Here is a 20,947-nt window from a genome sequence, read left to right on the forward strand (position 1 = left end):
TGGTAGCACCGTGTGATCGGGTGTCGGGACCGTGACCCGAGTCCGGTGAGGAGGATCGGTGGCGTTCTTCCTCTCGCGGCTGTTCGCGCGCTGGATCCCGAACCACGGCTGGCTCCTGCCGGCGGCCGTGGTGGTGGTCGTGTTCGCGACGAGCTGGCCGCTGATGGCGCTCGCCGAACCGGCCGGCAGCGAGCTCGTCCGGCCGGGCAACTACTGGTGGTACTTCGTCGTCACGACGACCACGGTCGGCTACGGCGACTTCTCGCCCGAGACGGCCGCCGGGCACGTCGTGGGCGCGTACGTCATCGCCGGCGGGCTCGCGACGCTCACCACGGTGTTCACGAAGCTCGCGTCGGTGCTGGAACAGGCGAAGGGACGGCGGATGCAGGGGACGGAGGCGGTGCGGGCGACCGGGCACACGGTGCTGATCGGGTACGCGGCCGGGCGGACCGAGCGGATCGTCGCCCAGCTGCTGGCCGACGGCGTGACCGGGCTGGTGCTCTGCGCCGAGGTACCGGTGCACCCGATGCCGGGGCAGCCGGTGGAGTTCGTCCGCGGCGAGCCGACAGCCGCCGACGTGCTGGCGAGGGCAGGCGTGTCACGCGCGGCCGCCGTCCTGGTCGACATGGCCGACGACAACGAGGCCCTGGCCGTCGCGGTCACCGTGGACCACGCCAGCCCGGCGTCGCACGTCGTGGTCACCCTGCGCGACCTCGAGCGGGCCGAGCTGGTGCGGTACGTGGACCCGCGGATCCGCTGCGTCCAGTGGCACACGCCCCGGATGGTGACCGAGGAGCTGACGTCGCCGGGGATCGCCGAGGTCTACGCGGAGCTGATGACGGCCGGCGGAGCGGACACGTTCTCGGTGACGCTTCCGGAGTCCCTCGGCCGGCTGCCGGCATCCCGGTGCCGCATCGCCCTCGGGCGCGCGTACGGCGCGACGGTGCTGGCCGCGCGCACCGGGGAGGACCTGGTGGTGAACCCGGGCTGGGACGCGGAGCTGGCGGCGGGAGCGGTCCTGTACTACGTCGGCCCCCGGCGGCTCACGGGCGGTGAAGTCGAGACGGCGTTGCGGGACTCTGACCTGTGATTCAGGCGCTTTGTCCGGATTTCTGCGGGCTGATGGTGGCCGGTTCGGGCTGGGGGTTGCATACTTCGACCATGGCGCGAGGGAAAGCGGAGGTCGCGCGGTGAGTCCCCGGGAGGGGCCGCCCCGCCCGAAGTTCGGCAGGATCGACCCGTTCTGCCTGATGGCGGTGCTGCCGGTGCTGCTGGTGGCCGGCATCATCGGGTCGCTGGTCAACCTGGCACTGGGGCTGGGCTGCGCGGTGTTCGCGGGGCTGATCGTGCTGTTCGACTCGTGGGCGAACCGCCCATCCCGGGCCCGGACGCCCGAGCCCGAGCCGGAGAGGCGCGAGCGAGCGCCCCGCCCGGCGGCGGCGCGTCCCCCGGTGCGGCGTCCAGGGCCGCCCCCTCCGCGACCGCAGGTGCCCCGTGGGCAGGCGCCACGGGCCCAGGCGCAGCGTGGACAGCCTCCGCGCGCACAGGCGCCACGGGCGCGGCAGGCGCCGCGTGAGGCGCCTTATCATTGAGCGAAGGTGCGCGTACCGCGTGTAGCCGGAAGCGGTTCGCGGCGCTCTGGCTTCGCGGCGGCGTTCTCAGTTGCCCGCAGTGACGCCGGGCGGGCCACCGACGTCGGGCCGGACGCGCGGTGCGGGTGCGGCGCGATCAGTGTGACGGGTCGGACTTGAGCGTGGCTTCCGGCTGCGCTGATGCCGACGGCGCACCAAGCCCGAGCCTCCTGCGGCCGCGCAGCGAGTGCCTCGCACGGTTCCACCGCTACGCCGGGCAGATCCGCGCCCCTCGCCGCCGCCTTCCGCGATTTCGCCGGCCTACCGCCGTGCGCCCGCGTACCTCTTCGTGGCGCACGGGTTCGCTCCCTCGCGACCGCACATGCCTCGCCAGGATCACCCGCGCAGTCCAATTCAGTCCGAAGTGGACACCGCAACCCCTCCGTTCAAACGGCCCCCATATCCAGCGAAAGCCAATGCTCGGGCCGCAAGAACACCACGATGTGCTCCCCGATCTGCGTCCGCTCGAACTCCAGGTACCCGGCGACCTTCTCCTCCGGCAGGTACCGCGCCGCCATCTCCCGCGCCCGCTCCGGCGAGTCCGGTTCCGTCCTCGTCACCGGTCCCTCCACCGAGACGTACCGGACCGTCGGCGCGGTGCGCTGAGCCATCAAGCTGAACCGCCCCGCCGCGTCGATCGCCTTCATCTTGCGAGACCCCGGCGACGTGCGCACCCAGAGCTCGCCGCCCGGGGTGTACTGGTACCAAAGGGGAACCGTCAGTGGCGCGCGGTCCGGCCGCTCGGTCACCGACAGCGCGCCGATGTGGGGCTCGGCCAGGAAGTGCTCGCGTTCCTCCGTCGAAAGTGCCATGCGCCGGACGCTACCGCGCACCACCGACAAGAACCGACGTCCGGAACGGACCGGCGTTCAGGAGTCCTGGTGCTGCGCCATGTACCGCGAGTACCAGACCGGCCATTCCGCGTCGTACTCCCCGGTCTCCTTCTCGTGCTCGCCGTGCGCGGCGGCGGCCTCGCGCAGCGCCCGCTCCAGCTGCTCCGCCGAGCCGTACGTCACGCCGTCGACGCGGCCGGGGAAGCGGGTCGTGATCTCCTGCAGCAGCCAGGTGTTGCCGTCCAGGTCGCTGAACGACGCGAACGACGAGTACGTGCCGCGGTCGGGGTGCACGCCCGGGGCGAACGCGCCGGTGTCGTCGCGGTGGAAGACCTCGCTGACGTCGACGCCGTGGCCGGCGAGCTCCTTGCGGGCCGCTTCGATGTCCTCGACGACGAGGTAGGTGCTGCGGACCGAGCCCGGCGCGGCGTCGGTGATGCCGGTGCCGAAGTGGACCGACGTCGGTGATCCCGGCGGGGTCAGCTGCACGATCCGGGAGGTGCCGAAGGCGATGTCGGCGTCTTCGCGCCAGCCGAGGGTCTTGTAGAAGTGCTTGGTCCGGTCGACGTCGGTGACGGGCAGGACCACGACTTCAAGCTTCATGTCCATGAGCGGAACTCCTTCGGGTGAGGCGAGCGGGCTCGGTGCCGCTCGAGACCACTTTCCCGCGGCACGGGGCCCGTTCGCCCCAGGGAGACACCCTGGTGTACCCCCGGGGCCCGGTAATGTCACCGAGCATGTCGGGTCACGGGCTCCGGTTGCTCGGCCGGGACGACGAACGCGCGGTGCTCGACCGGCTGCTCGCCGACGCGCGGGCGGGGGCGGGCCGGGCGCTCGTCCTGCGGGGCGAGGCCGGCATCGGCAAGACCGCGCTGCTCGACCACTTCACGGCCCACGCCTCCGGGTGCCGGGTCGCGCGGGCGATGGGCGTCGAGTCCGAGCGGGAACTGCCGTACGCCGGGCTGCAGCAGCTGTGCGCGCCGTTTCTCGACCGCCTGGACCACCTCCCCGGCCCGCAGCGCACCGCCATCGGCACGGCGTTCGGCCTGACCGCGGGCGCGCCGCCGGACCGCTTCCTCGTCGGCCTCGCGGTGCTGACCCTGCTGGCCGAAGTGGCCGAGGAGGAGCCGTTGGCCTGCGTGATCGACGACGCGCAGTGGCTCGACCGCGTGTCCGCGCAGACCCTCGCGTTCGTCGGAAGGCGGCTGCTGGCCGAACGGGTCGCCCTGCTGATCGCGGTCCGCGAGCCCGCGGACGAGCTCGACGTCGCCGGGCTGCCGGACCTCGCCGTACGCGGCCTGGGTGACGCCGCCGCCCGCGCGCTGCTGGACTCCGTGCTCAAGGGCCCGGTGGATCCCCGCGTCCGGGACCGGATCGTCGCCGAGACGCACGGCAACCCGCTCGCCCTGGTCGAGCTGCCCCGGTTCTGGACGAGCGCCGACGGGTTCGGCCAACCCGGCGTCCTCCCGCTGGCCGGCCGGATCGAGCAGTGTTTCGTCCAGCAGCTGGAACCGTTGCCCGCCGACACGCGGCGGCTGCTGCTGACCGCGGCCGCGGAGCCGCTCGGCGACGCCACCCTGCTCTGGCGCGCGGCCGGCGAGCTCGGCCTGGGCGCCGACCCGGCGGCCGCGGCCGAGGCGACCGGGCTGATCGAGTTCGGCCCGCGGATCCGGTTCCGGCACCCGCTGGTGCGCTCGGCCGTCTACCGGTCGGCGCCGGCCCGGGAACGCCAGGAGGTGCATCGGGTACTGGCGGCGGTGACCGACGCGGACGTCGACCCGGACCGCCGTGCGTGGCACCGCGCGCAGGCGACCGTCGCCCCCGACGAAGACGTCGCGGCCGAGCTGGAGCGCTCCGCGGGCCGGGCGCGGGCACGCGGTGGCCTGGTCGCCGCGGCCGCGTTCCTCGAAACCGCCGCCGCGCTCACCCCCGACCCGGCGCGCCGCGCCCGCCGTGAGCTCGCCGCGGCGCGGGCGAAACGCGGCGCGGGCGCGCTCGAAGCGGCGCTCGGGCTGGTGAGCGCGGCCGAAGCCGGGCCGCCCGACGCCGTCCGCGGCGCGGAGGCGGAGCGCCTGCGCGGCCAGGTCGCGTTCGACCAGCGGCGGGGGAGCGAGGCGGCCCGGCTGCTGCTCCGGGCCGCCGCCCACCTCGCGCCGGTCGACGCCGGTTTGGCGCGCGAGACCTACTTGGAGGCGCTGGGCGCGGCCGTCTGGGCCGGGACCGGGCTCACCGAAGCGGCCGAAGCCGCGTGCGCCGCACCGCCCGCGCGGGTGCCGCCGAGCGCCGCCGACCTCGTGCTGGACGCGCTCGCGACTCGGCTCACCGCCGGCTACCAGGCTGCGGCGCCGCTCCTGACCAGCGCGGTCGAAGCAGTGCAAGCCCTCGACATCGCGACCGAGGACGCCGACCGGGTGCTGTGGCTGCTGGGCAACCGCGCCGGCGGCACGATCGCCGCCGAGGTGCTCGACTTCGCGGCCGGGCGGGCGCTGGCGGCGCGCCAGGTCCAGCTCGCGCGCGACACCGGCGCGCTCGTCCAGCTGCAGTTCGCGCTCAACTTCCTGGCCAACCACGAGCTGCTGGCCGGCGACCTGGCCGCGGCGGAGACGATGGTCGAGGAGGACCGGCTGCTCGCCGGCGTGACCGGCGGTCCGCCGGTCGGCTACAGCGCGATCCTGCTGGCCGCCCTGCGCGGCCGCGAGGCGCCGGCGGCCGAGCTGATCGCGGCCACGGCGAAGCAAGCCGCGGCGCGCGGCCAGGAGCGAGTGGTGACGTTCGCCGACTACGCGAACTCCGTGCTGTGCAACGGGCTCGGCCGGCACGACGCGGCGCGCGACGCCGCCCGCCGCGTGTTCGAGCGCGACGCCGTCGGCCACCAAGCCCTCGCGACGGCCGAGCTGGCCGAAGCGGCGTCACGGACGGGGGACTCGTCGCTGGTGGCCGCGGCGTTCGAACGGCTCGAGGTCCGGGCCGCGGCGACGCCGAACGCGTGGACGCGCGGCCTCGCCGCCCGGCTGCGGGCGCTGGCGGGCATCGAGCCCGAGCGCCACCACCGCGAGTCGATCGACCTGCTGGCCGGGACGCCACTGCGGGTGGAGGTGGCCCGCGGCCACCTGCTGCACGGGGAATGGCTGCGCCGCGAAGGCCACCGCGTCGAGGCCCGCGAACACTTGCGCACGGCGCACGACCTGCTGGCCGCGATGGGCCTCGAAGCGTTCGCCGACCGGGCGCGGCGCGAGCTGCTCGCGACCGGCGAGACGGCCCGCAAGCGCACCGCGGAGCCGACGGGGGAGCTGACCCCGCAGGAGCTGCAGATCGCCCGCCTCGCCCGGGAAGGCTTCTCCAACCCGGAGATCGGCACCCGGCTGTTCCTCAGCCCCCGCACGGTGGAATGGCACCTGCGCAAGATCTTCGGGAAGCTCGGGATCAGCTCGCGGCGGCAGCTGCGCGACACCGAGCTGACGGTGTAGGGCGCCCCGGCGCGGACCGCACCGGGGCGCCGGGGCTCACTGGCAGGCTTCGCAGTCCGGGTCGTCGATGCGGCAGGCCGCGCCGTCGGTGAGCTCGAAGTCGAAGTCGTCGAGCGCGGGCACCACCGGAGTGGTGGACGCTGCTTCCGGCGTGGTGGTGGCGGACATGGCCCTCCCTAGGGATTCGTACGGTTCCTACCCTCTGTAGCGCCCAAGATCGACGCGCATTCCGTGACGCGGAGCACATCCGCTCTGGTAGCTTCCCGGCATGCGCCTCGCCTTCGTCCGGACGCTCGCGATCCTCGCCTCCCTCCTGATGTTTTCCCTGGTCAGCTCGCCTGCGAACGCGGCGCCGCGGCCCGGTTGCGAGTGCTCGACGCCGTCGATCGACCGGTTTCAGCAGTGGCTCGCGAGCGGTGAAGGCACCACCGTCCCGCCCACCGGGAACCTTCTTGTCCCCGAGGGACACCAGTACGCGGCGAAGGTGACGTTCCTCAACGCCGAGTGGCACGTCGTCGTGGTGTGGCTCGGCAACCAGTTCGAAGCGCAGGCCGATCTCTCCCGCTCGGCCGGCTTCTGGCTGACCTACCGCGCGACCGACGACCTCTACGTCCAGCTGCGCCCGGCGTCGCACTGGAGCGGCGGCGACAAGTGGCTGACGCTGGTGCCGTCGACCCGCGGGAAACTCGTCACGAAGTTCTTCAGCTTCAAGCCCCGGAACTGGACGTCGCTGCCGGAACTGGGCACGCCGGCGTACTCGTTCGCGTCGGCGCTGACCGAAGCCCGCGGCCTGGTCTTCGTCGGCAAGACGCCCAACCGGCTCGAGTTCCGCGGCCTGCGTGTCGACGGCTACCGGCCGCCCTGCCTCTGACGCACACATCGCCGGCGAGCGGTCAGTCGTGGGCGGAGATGGCCTCCTCGGCCGTTGGGTAGGTCGGGAAGAAGTCCGCCAGCCCGGTCAGCGCGAGGGTGCGGATGAGCCGGGCCGGGACGGCGACCAGCGCGACCTTCGCCTTGGCCGCCTCGGCGACGTTCCGCGCCGCGATGAGCGCGGAAATCCCGCTGGAGTCGCAAAAAGTCACGCCCGCCAGGTCCACCACCAGCAACTGCCCGGCCGTCAGCGTCAGCTCCGCGATGCGGGCGCGCAGCCGGGGTGCGGTGGCCACGTCGAGCTCGCCGCGGACGGTCAGGAGCGGGCCCGTGGCCGCCGGGTCGGTCGAAGTCGAAAACGGGCTAGTCATGGCTGGTCGCCTCCGGGCAGGGGGATGCTGAACGCCAGCAGCGCGGTGTCGTCTTCGACGCCGTCGCCGAAGCCCGCCAGCAGGTCGGTGACCGCCTCGATCACCGTCGGCGCGGTGGTCGAGGCCGAGCCGGTCAGGTCGGCGCGCAGCTGCTCCTCGCTGTAGCGAGTGCGGCCGTGCGTACGGGCTTCGGTCAGCCCGTCGGTGTAGAGGAGCACGGTATCCCCGGGCTCCAGGCGAACGTCCACGGCGGTGAAGCGCGCGCCGGGCAGGGCACCGACCAGCTGGCCGCCCGGGATCGGCAGGAACGTCGCCGTCCCGTCGGCCCGGATCAGCAGCGCCGGCGGGTGGCCGCCGCCGGCCAGGGTGACCGTCGCGCTGTCGCCGTGCGGGCGGATGCGGCCGTGGATCACCGTGCAGTAGCGCGGATCGGTGCCGTGGAACTGCTGGTTGAGCACCGTGTTGAGGATACCGAGCGCGACAGTCGGGTCCGGGTCGTGGACCGCGGACGCCCGCAGCGTGTAGCGCGCCAGCGACGTCACCACCGCGGCGGCGGCGCCCTTGCCCGAGACGTCGCCGAGGAAGAATCCCCACGTGTCGCCGGTGACCGGGAACAGGTCGTAGAAGTCGCCGCCCACCTGGTCCGCCGACGCGGGGTGGTAGTACGCCGCCACCTGCATCCCGGGCACTTCGGCCAGGGTGGGCGGCAGCAGCGTCTGCTGCAGCGTCCTCGCCAGCCGCTGCACCCGGTCGCGTTCGCGCTCGGCGTGGTCGCGTGCCCGCAGCAGCTCTTGTTCGTAGGCGCGCCGGTCGCTCGCGTCGAACACCGTGGTGCGGATCAGCTGCGCCTCGCCGCCGGAGCCGGTCTTGACGGTCGAGGTCACCAGCACCGGCAGCCGGGCGCCGCTCGCCGTCTTCATCTCGAAGGCGACGCCGCCGAGCTCGCCTTGCATGCGCAGCAGCGGCGCGAAGTGCGTCTCGTGGTACAGCCGGCCGCCGACGGTGAGCAGGTCGGAGAACCGGCGGCGCCCGACGATCTCGTCGCGTTCGTGGCCCAGCCAGCCGAGCAGCGTTGTGTTGATCTTCGCGATCGTGCCGTCCAGCAGCGTCGAGAGGTACCCGCACGGCGCGTTCTCGTAGAGGTCCTCCGCGCTGTCCTCCAGCAACGCCGAAAACGCCGGATCGGCGTTCTCCCGGCCGCCCGCGTCGGCTTCGGCCATCATGGGCCGCTCACGAAGGCCGTGATCGCGGCGGCGGTGGCTTCCGGGGCGCTCAGCTGCGGGCAGTGCCCGATCGCGTCGAGCGTCACGAGCCGGCTGCCCGCGATCCGCTCGTGGGTGAACCGCCCGACCTCCGGCGGCGCGATGGCGTCCTGGGCGCACTCGAGGACCAGCGTCGGCACGGAGACCTTCGCCAGGTCGTCGCGGTTGTCGGAGAGGAACGTCGCCCGCGCGAAGACGCGCGCGATCGCGGGATCGGTGCGGCAGAAGCTGTTCGTCAGCTCCTCGCCCAGCTCCGGGCGGTCCGGGTTGCCCATGATGACCGGCGCCATCGCCGCCGACCAGCCCAGGTAGTTCGACTCCAGTGCGTCGAGGAGCTCGTCGATGTCCTCGCGGCTGAACCCGCCGCGGTAGTCCTCGTCGTCGATGTAGCACGGCGACGGCGTGAGCAGCACCAGCTTCGCGAACCGGTCCGGCTCGCGGTTGGCGGCCAGCACCGCGATCATCGCGCTGACCGAGTGCCCCACCAGCACGACATCCCGCAGGTCCAGTTCGTGGCACAGGGCAAGGACGTCGTCGGCGTACCCGTCGAGCGTGCCGTAGCGCTCCGGGGTCCAGGCCGACAGGTCCGAGCGCCCGGCGCCGGTGTGGTCGAACAGCACCACGCGGTACCGCTCGGCCAGGTCGGGAACGACGAGGCGCCACAGGTTCTGGTCGCAGCCGAACCCGTGGGCGAGCAGAACCGTGGGCCCGGCTTCGCGGCCGGTCACGACCACGTTGTTCCTGGTACGCATGCTCACCCGGCACATCCTGCCACCCGGGCACCCGCGGCGTGGGGCGAGCCGCCGGTTGTTTGGGCACCTCCGTAACTGGGTAAAGGAGAGGGGTTTAGAAGGAGTGTGAAGATGATGCCGACGCGCGAGCTCGGCACGGGCGCGGGCCAGCAGGCGCAGGTCCGGGAGTGGGCCCAGGGCCTGCTGACCGGCCTGGATCGGGACAGCCTCGCCGACACGGTGCTGGTGCTCGACGAACTGGTGTCGAACGCCCTGTGCCACGGTGTCGGCCCGGTCCGGGTGCGGCTCGTCCGGGACGCCGGTCACCTGCGGGTCGAGGTCACCGACGCCAGCCCGTGGCCGGCCCGGCCGCGGCAGCCGGATCTCGACGGCGGGCGGGGACTGCTGCTGGTCGACGCCTGCAGCCGGCGATGGGGACAGTGGCGGCACGACACCGGCAAGACCGTCTGGGCCGAACTGCCCTTCGCGGTGACGTCGTGACGGCCGCTACGGGCGGGAGTTCGCCGGGTTCTGCCCGCTCAGCGTCGACCGGTGAACGCCAGCAGTGCTTCGGCGGTCCGCGGCGGATCTTCCAGCATGGGGGAGTGACCCACCCCGGGTAGCGGCACGACCCGCGCGCCCGGCACGGCGCGATAGGCCGCGAGCGCGGTCGACGGCTCCCACCGCCGGTCGTCCTCGCCGAAGAGCACCAGCACCGGCGTGCCCAGTGTCGTCAGCCGGTCCGGGATCGGTTGCCGCGCAAGGTATTCGACGGCTCCCTGCTGCGTCGCGGTGAACGAGGCGAAGGTCATCCCGCGCACGTCGTCCACGAGCGACGCGGGAGCCTCGTAGCCCGGACGGCTGAAGGCCGAGGTCATGGCCTGGCGGATCTGCTCGTCGGTCAGCCGCGCCCACTGCTCGGCTTCGAACGCGAGCCGCGGGCCGATGTAGGTGTCCAAGCTCGGCCCGCAGTTGACGAGCACGAGCGCGGTGACCAGTGCGGGCCGCTGCTCGGCGAGGGCGGTGGCGACGAGGCCGCCGCTGGAGTGGCCGACGACCACGGCCTGCCCGACGTCGAGCCGGTCCAGCGCCGCACCGGCCCGCCGGGCCTGCTTGGGGACGCCGTACGCGGCGTCGTCCGGCTTGGCCGACCGCCCGTGCCCGAGCAGGTCGATCCGGACCACGCGGTGGGTGCCGGTCAGCAGGGGGAGCAGTTCGTCCCACGAGTGGATCGAAGAAGCGGACCCGTGGATCAGGAGGAGGACCGGGGCGTCGCGCGGGCCGTCGTCGGTCACGTGGAGGTTCGTCATGCTCCGACCCTGGCCGCGCGGGCGGGCCGGTGGCTTGGACGAATGTTCCGCGTAGCTTGGGAACCATGGGGCCGGCCGACGAAGCGCTGTGGGACGTCGCGCTCCCGGCGTCGCCCGGCCGGCCGCCCGGGGTCACTATGGCGGGGTTCTCCGACCGCGGCCGCACGCCGCCCGGCCTCCGGCTGATCCCGCCCCCGGCCGTGACGCTGGCCCTGATGTTCGGCCCCGGCACCCTCGAACTGTCCGACGGGGCCGCGCGGGGGAGCGTCGTCGCCGGGCTCGGGTTCGGCACCACCCGGGTGCGGCAGGCGGCGGACTTCGCCTGCGTGCAGGTGCGCCTGCCGCCGGTGGTCGCGGGCGCGGTCCTGGGCGTCCGCCCGGCCGAACTGGGCGGCGCTTTCGTGGCCCTGGACGACCTGTGGGGCCGAGAGGCGGCCCGCCTCGCCGAGCGCTTGAGCGAAACGCCGTCGTGGGAAGAGCGGTTCGCCGTGACGGACGCGGTGCTCGCCCGCCGCGCCGAAGCGGGACCGGCGGCCGACCCGGAGGTCGCGTGGGCGTGGAGCCGGCTGGTCCGCACCCGTGGCCTGGTCCGCGTCGAGCGGCTCGCCGACGAAGTGGGGTGGAGCCGCAAGCGCCTGTGGTCCCGGTTCCGGGCGCGGATCGGCCTGCCGCCCAAACGCGCGGCGCGGCTGGTCCGGTTCGACCACGCCGTCCACCGCCTGGTCGCGGGCGTGGAAGCTGCTCGCGTGGCGGCTGACGCGGGTTACGCCGATCAATCCCACCTGCACCGTGAAGTCCGGGCGTTCACAGGGATCACGCCGACGGCGGTGGCGGGCGAGCCCTTCCTGACCATCGACGACGTCGCGTGGCCCTCTTCGCGGTAGGCGCTGTCCGGTTACTGTGCGGATAGTCGACCAAGGGCGAATTGCCCGGTACCTATCTTTTGTCCTGTACGACGAAAGTCGCTACCACCGCCCCCGGCCGCGGCTCACCCTCGGGACACCGGACACCCACCGCGACCGGCGCGGCCATCCCTCGCGCCGGTTCCCCCGTGAAAGCGAGTCCCGGCATGCGCACAAAACACCTGCTCGCCCGCTCCGCGACCACCCTGGTGGCCGCCGTCGCGGTCGCCGGCTTCCTGACGAGCCCGGCCACCGCCGTCACCATCGACGGCTATTCGCCCGACGTGCAACGCGACGCCGTCGCCTCCCTCGCGGCGGACGCCGGGATCAGCGAGTCCGCCGCCGTCGCGTTCCTGCGGACGCAGGCGGCCGGCGTCGAGACCCTGCACCAGGTCACCGCGGCGCTCGGCGCCCAGGCCGTCGACGGCTACCTCGACGCGGCCGCGAAGCCCGTGGTGAACGTGCTCGACCAGGCGGCCGCCGACCGGGTCACCGCGACCGGTGCGCAGGCCCGGGTGGTCAAGCACTCGAGCGCGGCGCTCGCCGGCGCGCAGGACGCCCTGCAGGCGCTGCCCGCGGTCGCGCACACGTCGATCGGTCTCGACCCGAAGACCAACCAGGTCGTGCTGACCGTGGCGGACGCGGCACGCGGCACCGACGCCCTGCTGAACGCGGCTTCCGCGCTCGGCGACCGCGTCCGGGTCGAGCGGGTCGCCGGCGAGCTGCACGCCGCGATCTACAACGGCGAAGCCATCACCGGCGGCGGCACCCGCTGCTCGGCCGGCTTCAACACCAACCGCGGTGGCGTGAACTACATCGTCGACGCCGGCCACTGCACGCGCGCGGTGTCGCAGTGGAACGTCGGCCCGTCGCAGGGTTCGAGCTTCCCGGGCAACGACTACGGGCTGATCCGCAACAACACCGGCAGCGCACCCGGCGCGGTCACCCTGTGGAACGGCTCCACCCAGCGGATCAGCTCCGCCGGCACCGCGACGGTCGGCCAGCGGATCAGCAAGAGCGGCAGCACCACGCACCTGACGTCGGGCTCGGTCACGCGGACGAACGTGACCGTGAACTACGCCGAAGGTTCGGTGTCCCAGCTGATCCAGACCAACGCACTGGTCAACCCGGGCGACTCCGGCGGCTGCCTGTTCGCCGGCAGCGTCGGCCTGGGCATCACGTCCGGCAAGGGCACCGGGACGTCGTTCTTCCAGCCGGTCGGCGAGGCGCTGAGCGCCTACGGCGTCAGCCTGAACTAGTCGCGGCGGCTCCGGCCGAAGGCCATCCGGTAGATCACCAGGATGATCAGCGCACCGAGGACCGCGAGGCCCCAGGTGCGCAGGTCGAAGAAGGTGCCGAGGTCCGTGTGGAACAGGGTCTTGCCGACCCAGCCGCCGACGAAGGCGCCGCCGATGCCGAGCAGGATCGTGATGATGCAGCCGCCGGGGTCCTTGCCCGGCATGAGGACCTTCGCGATCACCCCCGCGATGAGCCCGAGCACGATCCAGCTGATGACGCCCACGGGTGCCTCCGTCCGCCTGTCTTCCTGACGGCACAGGATGGCAGGCGGACGGCACCCGGGCACGGTGAGCCACGCCGACGTGACGGGCGTCTCAACCGGCGAGCGGCCGGTAGCCCGAGCACAGGACGCGCAGCCAGTCGATCTCGCCGTTGCGCGCGGTGTAGTAGGCCTGCTGCTCGACGAGGTGGTCCACGCCGTCGCGCTCGACCCGCAGCCGGTAGGTGACGTGCCCGCAGTCCGCGACCCGCCCGGTGGTCACCGCGCACAGCTCGAGGATCTTCCGGCCGGGACCGAACCAGTGGCCGAAGATCACGTCGTCGACGATCTCCGCCGGGTCCGTGGCCGTCCAGTGGCGGCCCGGGGTGAGCGCGGCGAAGTCGACTTCCTCGGCCAGAACCGCCTGCAACGCGGCGGAATCGCGCGCCGCGAGCGCGTGGGCGAACTCTTCGCCTTCGGTGGTCATGGCTTCAGTAGCTGAACGTCGTGACGGGCTCGTCGCCGATCCACTCCCACATCGGCACCGTGCCGCCGAGGGAAGCGTTGGCGACCAGGCCGTCGTCGGTCAGGTGGCGGGCGGTGAAGCAGATCGGGCAGACCAGGAAGCGGCCACCGGCGGCCTCGTAGCGCTTGACCAGCTCGGCCAGCGGCGGGCAGCCCTCGCACGCCGTGGCCTGGGCGAAGCCGTCGAGCGCGAGCCGGACCGCCTCCTTGGTGAGGAACATCAGGGTCGCGCGGTGCTGTTCGGCGGCGCCGACCGCGACAAGGAACGCCACGGTGACCTTTTCGGGGTCTTCGAGTCCGGTGGTGAGGCTGATGACGGCTCGGGTGGGCATGGTGAGCTCCTTTCGAAGGAGCTCAGCCTCGTTCGCGCCCGGCCGCCGCCGCATGGGGCGGATGCCTCATCTTCCGGGGAGACCGCTGATCCCGTGCTCGAGGGCGAACAGCCCGGCGCCAGTCCGGTTGGAGACCCCGGCCTTGGCGTAGATGTGCTCGACGTGGTTGCGGACGGTCTTCTCGCTGATCGACAGCGTCCGCGCGATCTCGCGGTTCGTCGCGCCGCCGGCCAGCAGGCGCAGCACCTCCACTTCGCGGCCGGTCAGCCCGGCGGGGTGGGACGGCCGTCGCCGCGCGTGCCCGGCGGCCAGCAGCACGGCCTCGACGGCGTGGGCGTCCAATCGGGACTCTCGCGCGTGCTGCCGCAGGATTTCGGCGGCGTCGACGGCGTCGCGCGCCGGGCGGTGCGGCCGCGGTTCGCGCAGCGCGTGGTAGACGTCGGCGGCGGCGAGCAGGCGCGCGTGCGGCGCCAGTGCCGCGCCGGCCGCGCCGAGCGGGTAACCGGAGCCGTCGAGCCGCTCGTGGTGCGCCGCGGCGATGACGGCGACCTGCTCCAAACCCTTTACGCGGCGCAGGATCCGCCCGGTCAGGTAGGGGTGCAGCCGCACCCGCTCCCATTCGGCTTCCGACAGCGGGCCCGGCTTTTCCCAGATGCTGTTGGGCACGCCCATCCGGCCGAGGTCGTGCACCAGCCCGGCCCGCCGGACGAGCCGGACGTCCACTTCGGACATCCCGCTGCCGCGCGCGGCTTCGGCGGCGAGGGCGGCGACCCCGCGTGAGTGCCCCAGGGCGAACGGGCACTTGAGGTCGGCGAAGTCGCCGATCGCGGTCAGCAGGTCGTCCAGCTCGGTGTCGGTGAGCGTCCGGTCGCGGTCGGGAGCCTGCTCCAGGGCGGCCGTCCAGACGTCGTCGTCGAGCAGGCCGCCGAGAATCTCGCCTGCGCCGCCGGCGAACGCCTTCACGACGGCGGGGTCGAAGTGGGTGCCGCTGCGCGCTTCGGCCATCGCAACGGCGGCCGGGACCCCGCCGCGGCGCAGGTACACCTCGGCGACCTCGGCGAGGTGCACCACGCGCACCTCGATCGGGAGCCCGTCGCCGCGGGCGCCGGTGGGCAGGCCGCTGCCGTCCCAGCGCTCGAAGGTGCCGGCCAGCGCGGTGCCGACTTCGGCGCCCAGGCCCAGCCGATCGGCGAGCCTTCCGGCGGAGGTGCAGTGGGAGTGGATCAGCTCGGCGAGGCGGCCGCGGGCCTTCGTCAGGAACGCGACCGCGAGCATCGCCTGCGCGACCGGGGCGCGGTCACGTCCGGCGTGCGTGGCGAGCAGCCGCAGGAACGGCCACCCCGCCCAGTCGACGCGGTAGGTGGCGGAGCGGAACGCGATGTCGTCGCCGAACCAAGCGGCGAGCTCATGCGAATCGGCGTGGCAGCCGATCCAGGCGACGAGGGTGGCGTAGAAGGTCGTACCGCGCTGGTGTTCGTCCAGGCCGAGCCGCTCGGCGAGCCGGGTCGCGATCAGCGCGGAGCGCAGCATGTGCTCCATCGGCTGCCCCAGCCCGAGATCGATGGCGAGCGACAGCGCGGCGAGCACCTCGGCCCGCCGCGGCCCGCTCGGCTGGACGGCCATGGGATCGCCTCTCCTTCGCCAGAAGCGTGCCACCCGGATGGTCGGTGACCAAGCTGCTCCGTCCGGGTGACCATCGGTAACGGTGCGATCGCTCTCGGCGTCTGACCTCTCGGTGCCTGATCTTTCGGGACCCCGACGACGCGGAGGCCGTGGATGAAGATCGACCTGTTCAACGAGATCCAGAACCCGCGGCCCTGGCCCGAAGGCCACGAACAGCTGCGGTTCCGGCAAGCCATTGAACAGGCAGTCCTCGCCGACGAGCTGGGCTACGGGTGCTGGTGGCAGGTCGAGCACCACGGCGCGGGGGAGTTCAGCCTGTCGTCCGCGCCCGAGCTCATGCTGGCGGCGCTTTCCCAGCGCACCAGCCGGATCCGGCTCGGCCACTCCGCGGTGCTGGCGCCGGGACGGTTCAACCACCCGATCCGCGTCGCCGAGCGCGCGGCGACGCTCGACCACCTCAGCGGCGGCCGGGTGGAGCTGGGCCTGACCCGGTCGACGATCCCGGAGTGGCGCCTGTTCGGCATCGAGCCGGACGACGCCCGCGCCCAGACGCAGCAGGCGTTCGAGATGGTGCCGAAGATGTGGACGTCCGAGCGGTTCTCGTGGGAGAGCGACGCCTACCGCGTCGACGACGCCGGGATCGGGCCGAAGCCGCTGCAGAAGCCGCACCCGCCGCTCTGGCAGGCAGCGGCGAGCCCGGCGTCGTTCGAAGAGGCCGGCCGCCGCGGGGTGGGCGTGCTGGGCACGACGATGTGGGAGTCGCTGGAGCGGGCGAGCCGCTTGATCGGCCTGTACCGCGCGGCGGCCGCGCAGTGCACGTCGCCGGTCGGGGCGTTCGTCAACGACCAGGTCGGGTTCTTCACCTTCGTCCACTGCGCGGACACCGACGAAGAGGCGATGCGCAACGGCGCGGCGGCGGCCGCGGCCTGGTACACGGTGACGGCCCTGACGTTCTTCGAAGCGGCCACGGAGTTCGTGCGCGCCAACGCCCGCAACGAAGAGCTGGCGAAGTCCCCGGGCCTCACGGGCGACTTCCTCCGCGGCGAGGCGGCCGACGGGCCGTCGGAGGCGAACCTGCTGATCGCGCGGGTCCTGCAGGGCGAGCAGGTGCGCGACGAGGAGGTGTTCGAGGTGCTGAGCGCGCAGGACTCGCTGATCGTCGGCAGCCCGGAGACGTGCCGCAAGAAGCTGCGCGCGTACGCGGACCTGGGCATCGACCGGATGATGTGCCTGCAGCAGATCGGCGGCATCCCGCACGAGAAGGTGCTGAAGAGCATCCGCCTGATCGGCGAACTGATCCCGGACCTGGAGTGAGGTCCGTGGAGGCCACCTTGAGGAAGCACAAGTTCCTCAAGGTGGCCTTCACGAAGTCAGGCCGTGAAGCCGCCGTCGACCGGGAGGACTACGCCGCTCAAGTGGCTGGCCCGGTCGCTCAGCAGGAACGCCGCCGTCGAGCCGACTTCCGCGCCCGTGCCCGCCTTCCGCAACGGCGTCGCCGCGATGCGGGCCTCCACGCCGCCCGGGATGGTGCGGCGCAGCTCGTCCAGCATCGGCGTTTCCGTCGGGCCGGGCGCGATCACGTTGACGCGGATGCCCAGCGGCCCGAAGTCGTGCGCCGCGGTGCGGGTCAGGCCGATCACCGCGTGCTTCGTCGCCTGGTACGCACCCATGCCCGAACTTCCGCGCAAGCCGCCGATGCTGCTCACGTTGACGATCGAGCCGGCACCCTCCATCGCGCGGACCTCCGCACGAAGGCACAGCCACGTGCCTTTCACGTTCACCGCCATGATCCGGTCGAAGTCCGCTTCGGACACTTCGTCGAGACGGCCGCTGCCACCCATCGCCGCGTTGTTGAACGCGCCGTCGAGGCGGCCGAAGCGCGAGACCGTGGCCGCCACGAAGGCGTCCACACTGGACGCGGACGTGATGTCACCCGTCGTGTAGGCGACGTCGTAGTCGGACAGCTCCGCGGCGAGTTTCGCCAGCGGTTCCTCGGTGCGGGCGACCAGCATCACCGAAGCGCCGTCCGCGGCGAACACCCGCGCCGCGTCCGCGCCGATGCCCGAACTGGCCCCGACGACCAGGACCACCTTTCCGGTCAGCAAGCTCATGCTTCTCCTCCTCGCAGTGCCAGCATCGCGCGGGCGTCGGCGGGCGTGGCGATGGGCTTGCCGAGATCCTCCACCACCGCCCGGATCTTCCGGACCTGCTGGGCGTTGCTCTCCGCGAGCTTGCCCTTGCCGATCCACAGGCTGTCCTCCAGGCCGACCCGGACGTGCCCGCCGAGCCACGCGCTGTGCGTGCCGAAGCCCACTTGGTCGCGGCCGGCGGCGAACGCCGAAAACGCGTAGTCGTCGCCGAAGAGCTTGTCCGCGATCCGGACCATGTGCTCCAGGTTCGCGTGGTCGGCGCCGATCCCGCCGAGGACGCCGAACACGCCCTGGATCAGCAACGGCGGTTTCGCCAGGCCGAGCTCGACGAAGTACGCCAGCGAGTACAGGTGCCCGATGTCGTAGCACTCGTACTCGAACCGCGTCCCGGACTCACCGAGCGTCCGCAGTGTGTGCTCGATCTTGTCGAAGGTGTTCACGAACGGCTTCGAGTACGTGTTGAGCACGTACGGCTTTTCCCAGTCGTGCTTCCACTCCGTCACCTTGTCGGCGATGCCGGAGTAGACGAAGTTCATCGACCCCATGTTCATCGACGCGAGCTCCGGCCGCAGCCGGTAGGCGGCCGCGAGCCGTTCGTCCATCGTCATCGAGGACGCGCCGCCGGTGGTGATGTTGATGACGGCGTCGGTCTCCGCGGTGATCCGCCCGACGATCTTCTCGAAGACACCGGGATCGGGCGTCGGCCGCCCGTCCGGTTCCCGGGCGTGCAGGTGCACGATGGCCGAGCCGGCTTCGATGGCCGCCAGCGCGGCGTCGGCGACTTCGTCGGCCGACAGCGGCAAGTACGGGCTCTGCGACGGGATGTTCACCGATCCCGTGATGGCGGTGGTGATGATGACCTTTTCGGCCGTGCGCATCAGTTCTCCTCTTCGGCGAGTGCGCGGTAGGCGTCGAGTTTCGCGTCGTCGAGCGGCCCGACCAGGCTCAAGGCCACCTGCGTCGCGCCCGCGTCGTACTGCGCCCGCACCGCCTCGCGCACCTGGTCGGGCGTGCCGCACGCGACGAGCGCGTCGATCAGCCGGTCGGACCCCGGTGGCGCGAGATCCGCTTCGGTGAAGCCGAGCCGGGTCAGCTTGGCGATCTGGTGGGGGAGCGTCAGGTAGTACGCGAGCCGATCCCGTGCCACTTCGCGCGCTGCTGCGCGGGAACGACCGACCACCGCCCACTGGACCACCGATAGGAAGAGGTCCCCGATCGTTTCCCGCGCCCAGCGGGTGTGCTCCGGCGTGACGAGGAAGGTGATCAGCCCGTCGGCGCGCTCGGCGGCCAGCTTCGTGATCCCGGCCGAGTACGCGCCGAGCACCTTCGGCACGCCGTCGGCCACCTTGTCGACGCCGTCCAGGTACTCGCGCAGGAACGGCAGCGGTCCGACCCCGCGTTCGCGGACCGCGCCGCTGACCCCGAGCCCCAGCACGTACCGCCCGGGGTAGCCGGCGGCGAGATCGCGTGCCGCCGACCCCGCGGACTTCGGCACGCGTTCCAGCGCCCGCGCGACGCCGTTGCCGACGATCAAGGTCGAGGTCGACGCCAGGACCAGGGAAGCCGTCGTGAACGCCTCCCGCCCGGCGACCTCGGGAAGCCAGACCATGCGGTGGCCGTACTCCTCGAGCGCCCGCACGAACCGCACCACGCCGTCGTGGTCGAGCTGGTCCGGCTCGGCGATCGACAGCGCGGTGCGCGGCAAGGACAGTGTCATGCGGTCGCGTCCCGGAACGCCCGGACCAGACCGCGGGCGGCCTCGGCCAGCATCGTCGTGTCGTTGCTGAGCAGGACGAAGTCGCAGCCGTCCCGCACCGCCTGCGCGGCCTTCTCCGGAAGCCCGCCGAACGCCAGCCCGCAGCGCTTCCCGGCGTCGTGCGCGGCTGCGATCGCCGAGGCGATCAGATCGAGCACGTCGGGTGACGCGGGTGTCGAGCCCATCGACATCGACAGGTCTGCCGCGCCGACGAACACGGCGTCCACCGAGTCCAGCGCCAGCATCTCGGGCGCGGCCTTGATCGCCTCGACGCTTTCCAGCTGCGGGATGCACAGCACGTCGTCGTTGCCCGCCGCCAGGTACTCGGCGTTCGGCTTCAGCCCCCACGCCCCGGCCCGGCTGGTGCCGCCGGCGCCGCGGACGCCGTGGGGCGGGAACCGGCACGCCCGCCCGACGGCCGCCGCCTCCTCGACCGTGTCGACGTGCGGGACGAGGATGCCCATGGCGCCCGCGTCGAGGATCTTCTGGATCGTCGACGGTGTCTTGTCCGGCACCCGCACGATCGGCGTCATGCCGAGCGCGGCCGCGGTGTTGATCAGCCGGTACGCCGTCACCAGGTCGAGCGGCGCGTGCTCCAGGTCGACGACGACGAAGTCGAACCCGGCGAACGCCATGATCTCGGCGGGCTCGGTCGAGGCGATCTTCAGCCAGGTGCCGACGGGAGTGGTCTGGCGGGCGAAGAGCCCGCCTCCGGTGCGCCCGCTCACGGCATGGGGTAATCGTCGGCGTTCAAAACCCAGCTCGGCTTCTCCGAGAAGTCCACCCGCGGCGGGCTGAAGATGTCGATCAGCTGGTTCACACCCGGGTCGCTCGCCTCGGAGGTGTGCACCGTGGGCGGCGGGATGACCGTGACCGATGGGCTGCCGATCCGCACGTGCTCGTCCTCGCGCCAGGTGCTGCTGTCGGGCAGCCACGGCGTGCGGATGTGGTGGACGTACTCGCCTTGGACGGCCAGCGAAAGCTGCTCGAAGTCGTCGTGGTGGTGCGGCGAGAGCTTGTGCGGGTCGCGCGGGCCGTCCTGCAGGGGCAGGAAGTTCACCATGAACGACCGGGTGCGGAAGATCCGCCCGAACCGCTTCGGGTCGTCCGGCACCTCGGACAGCGGGTAGAAGCGGACTCGTGCTTCGGCGGGTGCCGGCCAGCGCTCGAGCAGCGTGACGCGCGGGTGGTTCTCGGCATAGGCGTCCGCGTTGGCGACGCGATCCCGCCACGCCGGTTCGGTCGCCTCGACCAGCCGGACGAGCGGGCCGTCGCCGTGGACGCTGATCCGCGACGCTCCGGGCGGGACGACGACGAGCCCGGGGGAGTCGACCTTCGTGGCGCCGTCACCGGTCAGCACGGTGAAGGCGGGGGAGGCGTCGGTGACGACGATCGCCAGCTCGCCCTCGAGGGTGCCGTTGTCGAGGTCGTCGCCGTCGCGGGCGTCGGTGTGGATGAGGATGACGTTCTGCGCGCGCACCACCGGGGTCGCGCGCAGGTCGAGGTACTGCGCGGCGGTGATCGCGGCGCCGCTGTCGGGCCGGGCCGCGGTGGCCAGCGCCGAACGGGGATCGTCCTTTTCGTACACGGGGAGGTCCTAATCAGTTCTGGGAGTGAGCTATCCGGCACACTCCTGGTGGTAGCCGGCCGGCAGGTGAGCACTCGTAGGTCCTGGACGCGTGAGTC

General features: G+C 72.6%; 24 protein-coding genes. 8 read left to right on the forward strand and 16 right to left on the reverse strand.

The window, feature by feature from the left end; translation table 11 throughout:
- The first annotated feature begins 58 nt into the window (after positions 1-58).
- Both AB0M59_RS02050 and AB0M59_RS02055 read left to right on the forward strand, forming a co-directional pair.
- Positions 59-1,090: an ion channel gene (locus AB0M59_RS02050; RefSeq protein WP_364607015.1), complete on the forward strand. Its 1,032-nt coding sequence runs from the start codon at positions 59-61 to the stop codon at positions 1,088-1,090.
- 100 nt (positions 1,091-1,190) lie between these two features.
- Complete coding sequence (locus AB0M59_RS02055; protein WP_364607018.1) at positions 1,191-1,592, forward strand: hypothetical protein; 402 nt, start codon at positions 1,191-1,193, stop codon at positions 1,590-1,592.
- 425 nt (positions 1,593-2,017) lie between these two features.
- Here the strand turns inward: AB0M59_RS02055 and AB0M59_RS02060 are convergent, their stop codons facing one another.
- Together AB0M59_RS02060 and AB0M59_RS02065 are read right to left on the reverse strand one after the other, a co-directional pair.
- Positions 2,018-2,443 carry a pyridoxamine 5'-phosphate oxidase family protein gene (locus AB0M59_RS02060; protein WP_364607021.1) on the reverse strand — a complete coding sequence of 142 codons (426 nt, stop codon included), beginning with the start codon at positions 2,441-2,443 and terminating at the stop codon, positions 2,018-2,020.
- Between the two features lie 57 nt (positions 2,444-2,500).
- Positions 2,501-3,073 (reverse strand): VOC family protein, encoded by a 573-nt coding sequence (locus AB0M59_RS02065; RefSeq protein ID WP_364607024.1) that lies wholly within the window; start codon positions 3,071-3,073, stop codon positions 2,501-2,503.
- 128 nt (positions 3,074-3,201) lie between these two features.
- On the opposite strand from AB0M59_RS02065, the gene AB0M59_RS02070 reads away from it, so the two are divergent.
- Positions 3,202-5,931: an AAA family ATPase gene (locus AB0M59_RS02070; protein WP_364607027.1), complete on the forward strand. Its 2,730-nt coding sequence runs from the start codon at positions 3,202-3,204 to the stop codon at positions 5,929-5,931.
- Positions 5,932-5,967: 36 nt separating this feature from the next.
- On the opposite strand, the gene AB0M59_RS02075 is transcribed toward AB0M59_RS02070, so the two are convergent.
- Positions 5,968-6,099 (reverse strand): hypothetical protein, encoded by a 132-nt coding sequence (locus tag AB0M59_RS02075; protein WP_364607030.1) that lies wholly within the window; start codon positions 6,097-6,099, stop codon positions 5,968-5,970.
- A gap of 100 nt (positions 6,100-6,199) precedes the next feature.
- Between AB0M59_RS02075 and AB0M59_RS02080 the strand changes: the two genes are divergently transcribed.
- The gene (locus AB0M59_RS02080; protein WP_364607033.1) at positions 6,200-6,802 is read left to right on the forward strand and encodes a hypothetical protein; all 603 of its coding nucleotides are present in this window, start codon (positions 6,200-6,202) and stop codon (positions 6,800-6,802) included.
- A gap of 22 nt (positions 6,803-6,824) precedes the next feature.
- Here AB0M59_RS02080 and AB0M59_RS02085 read toward each other — a convergent pair whose 3' ends face one another.
- Genes AB0M59_RS02085 through AB0M59_RS02095 form a run of 3 tightly spaced genes read right to left on the reverse strand, consistent with a single transcriptional unit; the run spans position 6,825 to position 9,201 of the window.
- Complete coding sequence (locus tag AB0M59_RS02085) at positions 6,825-7,172, reverse strand: STAS domain-containing protein (protein WP_364607035.1); 348 nt, start codon at positions 7,170-7,172, stop codon at positions 6,825-6,827.
- Positions 7,169-8,395, reverse strand: coding sequence for a SpoIIE family protein phosphatase (locus AB0M59_RS02090; protein WP_364607038.1), 1,227 nt, complete (start codon positions 8,393-8,395; stop codon positions 7,169-7,171). The genes AB0M59_RS02085 and AB0M59_RS02090 overlap by 4 nt, the downstream gene beginning before the upstream one ends.
- Positions 8,392-9,201, reverse strand: coding sequence for an alpha/beta hydrolase (locus AB0M59_RS02095; RefSeq protein WP_364607041.1), 810 nt, complete (start codon positions 9,199-9,201; stop codon positions 8,392-8,394). The genes AB0M59_RS02090 and AB0M59_RS02095 overlap by 4 nt, the downstream gene beginning before the upstream one ends.
- A gap of 96 nt (positions 9,202-9,297) precedes the next feature.
- On the opposite strand from AB0M59_RS02095, the gene AB0M59_RS02100 reads away from it, so the two are divergent.
- Positions 9,298-9,666, forward strand: coding sequence for an ATP-binding protein (locus AB0M59_RS02100; RefSeq protein ID WP_364607044.1), 369 nt, complete (start codon positions 9,298-9,300; stop codon positions 9,664-9,666).
- 38 nt (positions 9,667-9,704) lie between these two features.
- Here the strand turns inward: AB0M59_RS02100 and AB0M59_RS02105 are convergent, their stop codons facing one another.
- The gene (locus AB0M59_RS02105) at positions 9,705-10,475 is read right to left on the reverse strand and encodes an alpha/beta hydrolase (RefSeq protein WP_364607047.1); all 771 of its coding nucleotides are present in this window, start codon (positions 10,473-10,475) and stop codon (positions 9,705-9,707) included.
- Between the two features lie 65 nt (positions 10,476-10,540).
- Here AB0M59_RS02105 and AB0M59_RS02110 point away from each other — a divergent pair, with 65 nt between their 5' ends.
- Positions 10,541-11,359 carry a helix-turn-helix domain-containing protein gene (locus tag AB0M59_RS02110; protein WP_364607050.1) on the forward strand — a complete coding sequence of 273 codons (819 nt, stop codon included), beginning with the start codon at positions 10,541-10,543 and terminating at the stop codon, positions 11,357-11,359.
- Positions 11,360-11,544: 185 nt separating this feature from the next.
- Entirely contained in the window at positions 11,545-12,636 is a 1,092-nt protein-coding gene (locus AB0M59_RS02115) for a S1 family peptidase (RefSeq protein ID WP_364607052.1), read from the forward strand.
- On the opposite strand, the gene AB0M59_RS02120 is transcribed toward AB0M59_RS02115, so the two are convergent.
- From AB0M59_RS02120 to AB0M59_RS02135, 4 genes are all read right to left on the reverse strand, one after another.
- The gene (locus AB0M59_RS02120; RefSeq protein ID WP_155547145.1) at positions 12,633-12,899 is read right to left on the reverse strand and encodes a GlsB/YeaQ/YmgE family stress response membrane protein; all 267 of its coding nucleotides are present in this window, start codon (positions 12,897-12,899) and stop codon (positions 12,633-12,635) included. The two genes, AB0M59_RS02115 and AB0M59_RS02120, sit on opposite strands and share 4 nt — an antisense overlap.
- Positions 12,900-12,990: 91 nt before the next feature.
- The gene (locus AB0M59_RS02125) at positions 12,991-13,362 is read right to left on the reverse strand and encodes a hypothetical protein (protein WP_364607055.1); all 372 of its coding nucleotides are present in this window, start codon (positions 13,360-13,362) and stop codon (positions 12,991-12,993) included.
- Between the two features lie 4 nt (positions 13,363-13,366).
- Positions 13,367-13,732: a DsrE family protein gene (locus tag AB0M59_RS02130; protein WP_364607058.1), complete on the reverse strand. Its 366-nt coding sequence runs from the start codon at positions 13,730-13,732 to the stop codon at positions 13,367-13,369.
- 66 nt (positions 13,733-13,798) lie between these two features.
- Complete coding sequence (locus tag AB0M59_RS02135; RefSeq protein WP_364607061.1) at positions 13,799-15,355, reverse strand: HD domain-containing phosphohydrolase; 1,557 nt, start codon at positions 15,353-15,355, stop codon at positions 13,799-13,801.
- A gap of 153 nt (positions 15,356-15,508) precedes the next feature.
- Here AB0M59_RS02135 and AB0M59_RS02140 point away from each other — a divergent pair, with 153 nt between their 5' ends.
- Complete coding sequence (locus AB0M59_RS02140) at positions 15,509-16,669, forward strand: LLM class flavin-dependent oxidoreductase (protein ID WP_364607064.1); 1,161 nt, start codon at positions 15,509-15,511, stop codon at positions 16,667-16,669.
- Positions 16,670-16,725: 56 nt separating this feature from the next.
- Here the strand turns inward: AB0M59_RS02140 and AB0M59_RS02145 are convergent, their stop codons facing one another.
- From AB0M59_RS02145 to AB0M59_RS02165, 5 genes are read right to left on the reverse strand one after another with little or no spacing between them, the layout of a single operon-like run.
- Complete coding sequence (locus AB0M59_RS02145) at positions 16,726-17,466, reverse strand: SDR family NAD(P)-dependent oxidoreductase (RefSeq protein ID WP_364607067.1); 741 nt, start codon at positions 17,464-17,466, stop codon at positions 16,726-16,728.
- Positions 17,463-18,383 carry a 3-keto-5-aminohexanoate cleavage protein gene (locus tag AB0M59_RS02150; RefSeq protein WP_364607070.1) on the reverse strand — a complete coding sequence of 307 codons (921 nt, stop codon included), beginning with the start codon at positions 18,381-18,383 and terminating at the stop codon, positions 17,463-17,465. The genes AB0M59_RS02145 and AB0M59_RS02150 overlap by 4 nt, the downstream gene beginning before the upstream one ends.
- Positions 18,383-19,222 (reverse strand): LLM class flavin-dependent oxidoreductase, encoded by an 840-nt coding sequence (locus AB0M59_RS02155; RefSeq protein WP_364607073.1) that lies wholly within the window; start codon positions 19,220-19,222, stop codon positions 18,383-18,385. The genes AB0M59_RS02150 and AB0M59_RS02155 overlap by 1 nt, the downstream gene beginning before the upstream one ends.
- Positions 19,219-19,989 carry an aldolase/citrate lyase family protein gene (locus tag AB0M59_RS02160; RefSeq protein WP_364607076.1) on the reverse strand — a complete coding sequence of 257 codons (771 nt, stop codon included), beginning with the start codon at positions 19,987-19,989 and terminating at the stop codon, positions 19,219-19,221. Before AB0M59_RS02160 ends, AB0M59_RS02155 begins: the two co-directional genes overlap by 4 nt.
- Entirely contained in the window at positions 19,986-20,849 is an 864-nt protein-coding gene (locus AB0M59_RS02165) for a hypothetical protein (protein WP_364607079.1), read from the reverse strand. Before AB0M59_RS02165 ends, AB0M59_RS02160 begins: the two co-directional genes overlap by 4 nt.
- Between the last annotated feature and the right edge of the window lie 98 nt (positions 20,850-20,947).

This window comes from Amycolatopsis sp. NPDC051371 (assembly GCF_040682155.1).
Taxonomy (GTDB): Bacteria; Actinomycetota; Actinomycetes; order Mycobacteriales; family Pseudonocardiaceae; genus Amycolatopsis.

Bases quoted from the DNA above. Each gene is read 5' to 3' on its own strand.
- AB0M59_RS02155 (WP_364607073.1), bottom strand. From the start codon at position 19,222: ATGACACTGTCCTTGCCGCGCACCGCGCTGTCGATCGCCGAGCCGGAC.
- AB0M59_RS02095 (WP_364607041.1), bottom strand. From the start codon at position 9,201: ATGTGCCGGGTGAGCATGCGTACCAGGAACAACGTGGTCGTGACCGGC.
- AB0M59_RS02100 (WP_364607044.1), top strand. From the start codon at position 9,298: ATGATGCCGACGCGCGAGCTCGGCACGGGCGCGGGCCAGCAGGCGCAG.
- AB0M59_RS02140 (WP_364607064.1), top strand. From the start codon at position 15,509: ATGAAGATCGACCTGTTCAACGAGATCCAGAACCCGCGGCCCTGGCCC.
- AB0M59_RS02105 (WP_364607047.1), bottom strand. From the start codon at position 10,475: ATGACGAACCTCCACGTGACCGACGACGGCCCGCGCGACGCCCCGGTC.
- AB0M59_RS02145 (WP_364607067.1), bottom strand. From the start codon at position 17,466: ATGAGCTTGCTGACCGGAAAGGTGGTCCTGGTCGTCGGGGCCAGTTCG.
- AB0M59_RS02110 (WP_364607050.1), top strand. From the start codon at position 10,541: ATGGGGCCGGCCGACGAAGCGCTGTGGGACGTCGCGCTCCCGGCGTCG.
- AB0M59_RS02125 (WP_364607055.1), bottom strand. From the start codon at position 13,362: ATGACCACCGAAGGCGAAGAGTTCGCCCACGCGCTCGCGGCGCGCGAT.
- AB0M59_RS02150 (WP_364607070.1), bottom strand. From the start codon at position 18,383: ATGCGCACGGCCGAAAAGGTCATCATCACCACCGCCATCACGGGATCG.
- AB0M59_RS02115 (WP_364607052.1), top strand. From the start codon at position 11,545: ATGCGCACAAAACACCTGCTCGCCCGCTCCGCGACCACCCTGGTGGCC.
- AB0M59_RS02135 (WP_364607061.1), bottom strand. From the start codon at position 15,355: ATGGCCGTCCAGCCGAGCGGGCCGCGGCGGGCCGAGGTGCTCGCCGCG.
- AB0M59_RS02070 (WP_364607027.1), top strand. From the start codon at position 3,202: ATGTCGGGTCACGGGCTCCGGTTGCTCGGCCGGGACGACGAACGCGCG.
- AB0M59_RS02090 (WP_364607038.1), bottom strand. From the start codon at position 8,395: ATGATGGCCGAAGCCGACGCGGGCGGCCGGGAGAACGCCGATCCGGCG.
- AB0M59_RS02075 (WP_364607030.1), bottom strand. From the start codon at position 6,099: ATGTCCGCCACCACCACGCCGGAAGCAGCGTCCACCACTCCGGTGGTG.
- AB0M59_RS02080 (WP_364607033.1), top strand. From the start codon at position 6,200: ATGCGCCTCGCCTTCGTCCGGACGCTCGCGATCCTCGCCTCCCTCCTG.
- AB0M59_RS02130 (WP_364607058.1), bottom strand. From the start codon at position 13,732: ATGCCCACCCGAGCCGTCATCAGCCTCACCACCGGACTCGAAGACCCC.
- AB0M59_RS02085 (WP_364607035.1), bottom strand. From the start codon at position 7,172: ATGACTAGCCCGTTTTCGACTTCGACCGACCCGGCGGCCACGGGCCCG.
- AB0M59_RS02060 (WP_364607021.1), bottom strand. From the start codon at position 2,443: ATGGCACTTTCGACGGAGGAACGCGAGCACTTCCTGGCCGAGCCCCAC.
- AB0M59_RS02065 (WP_364607024.1), bottom strand. From the start codon at position 3,073: ATGGACATGAAGCTTGAAGTCGTGGTCCTGCCCGTCACCGACGTCGAC.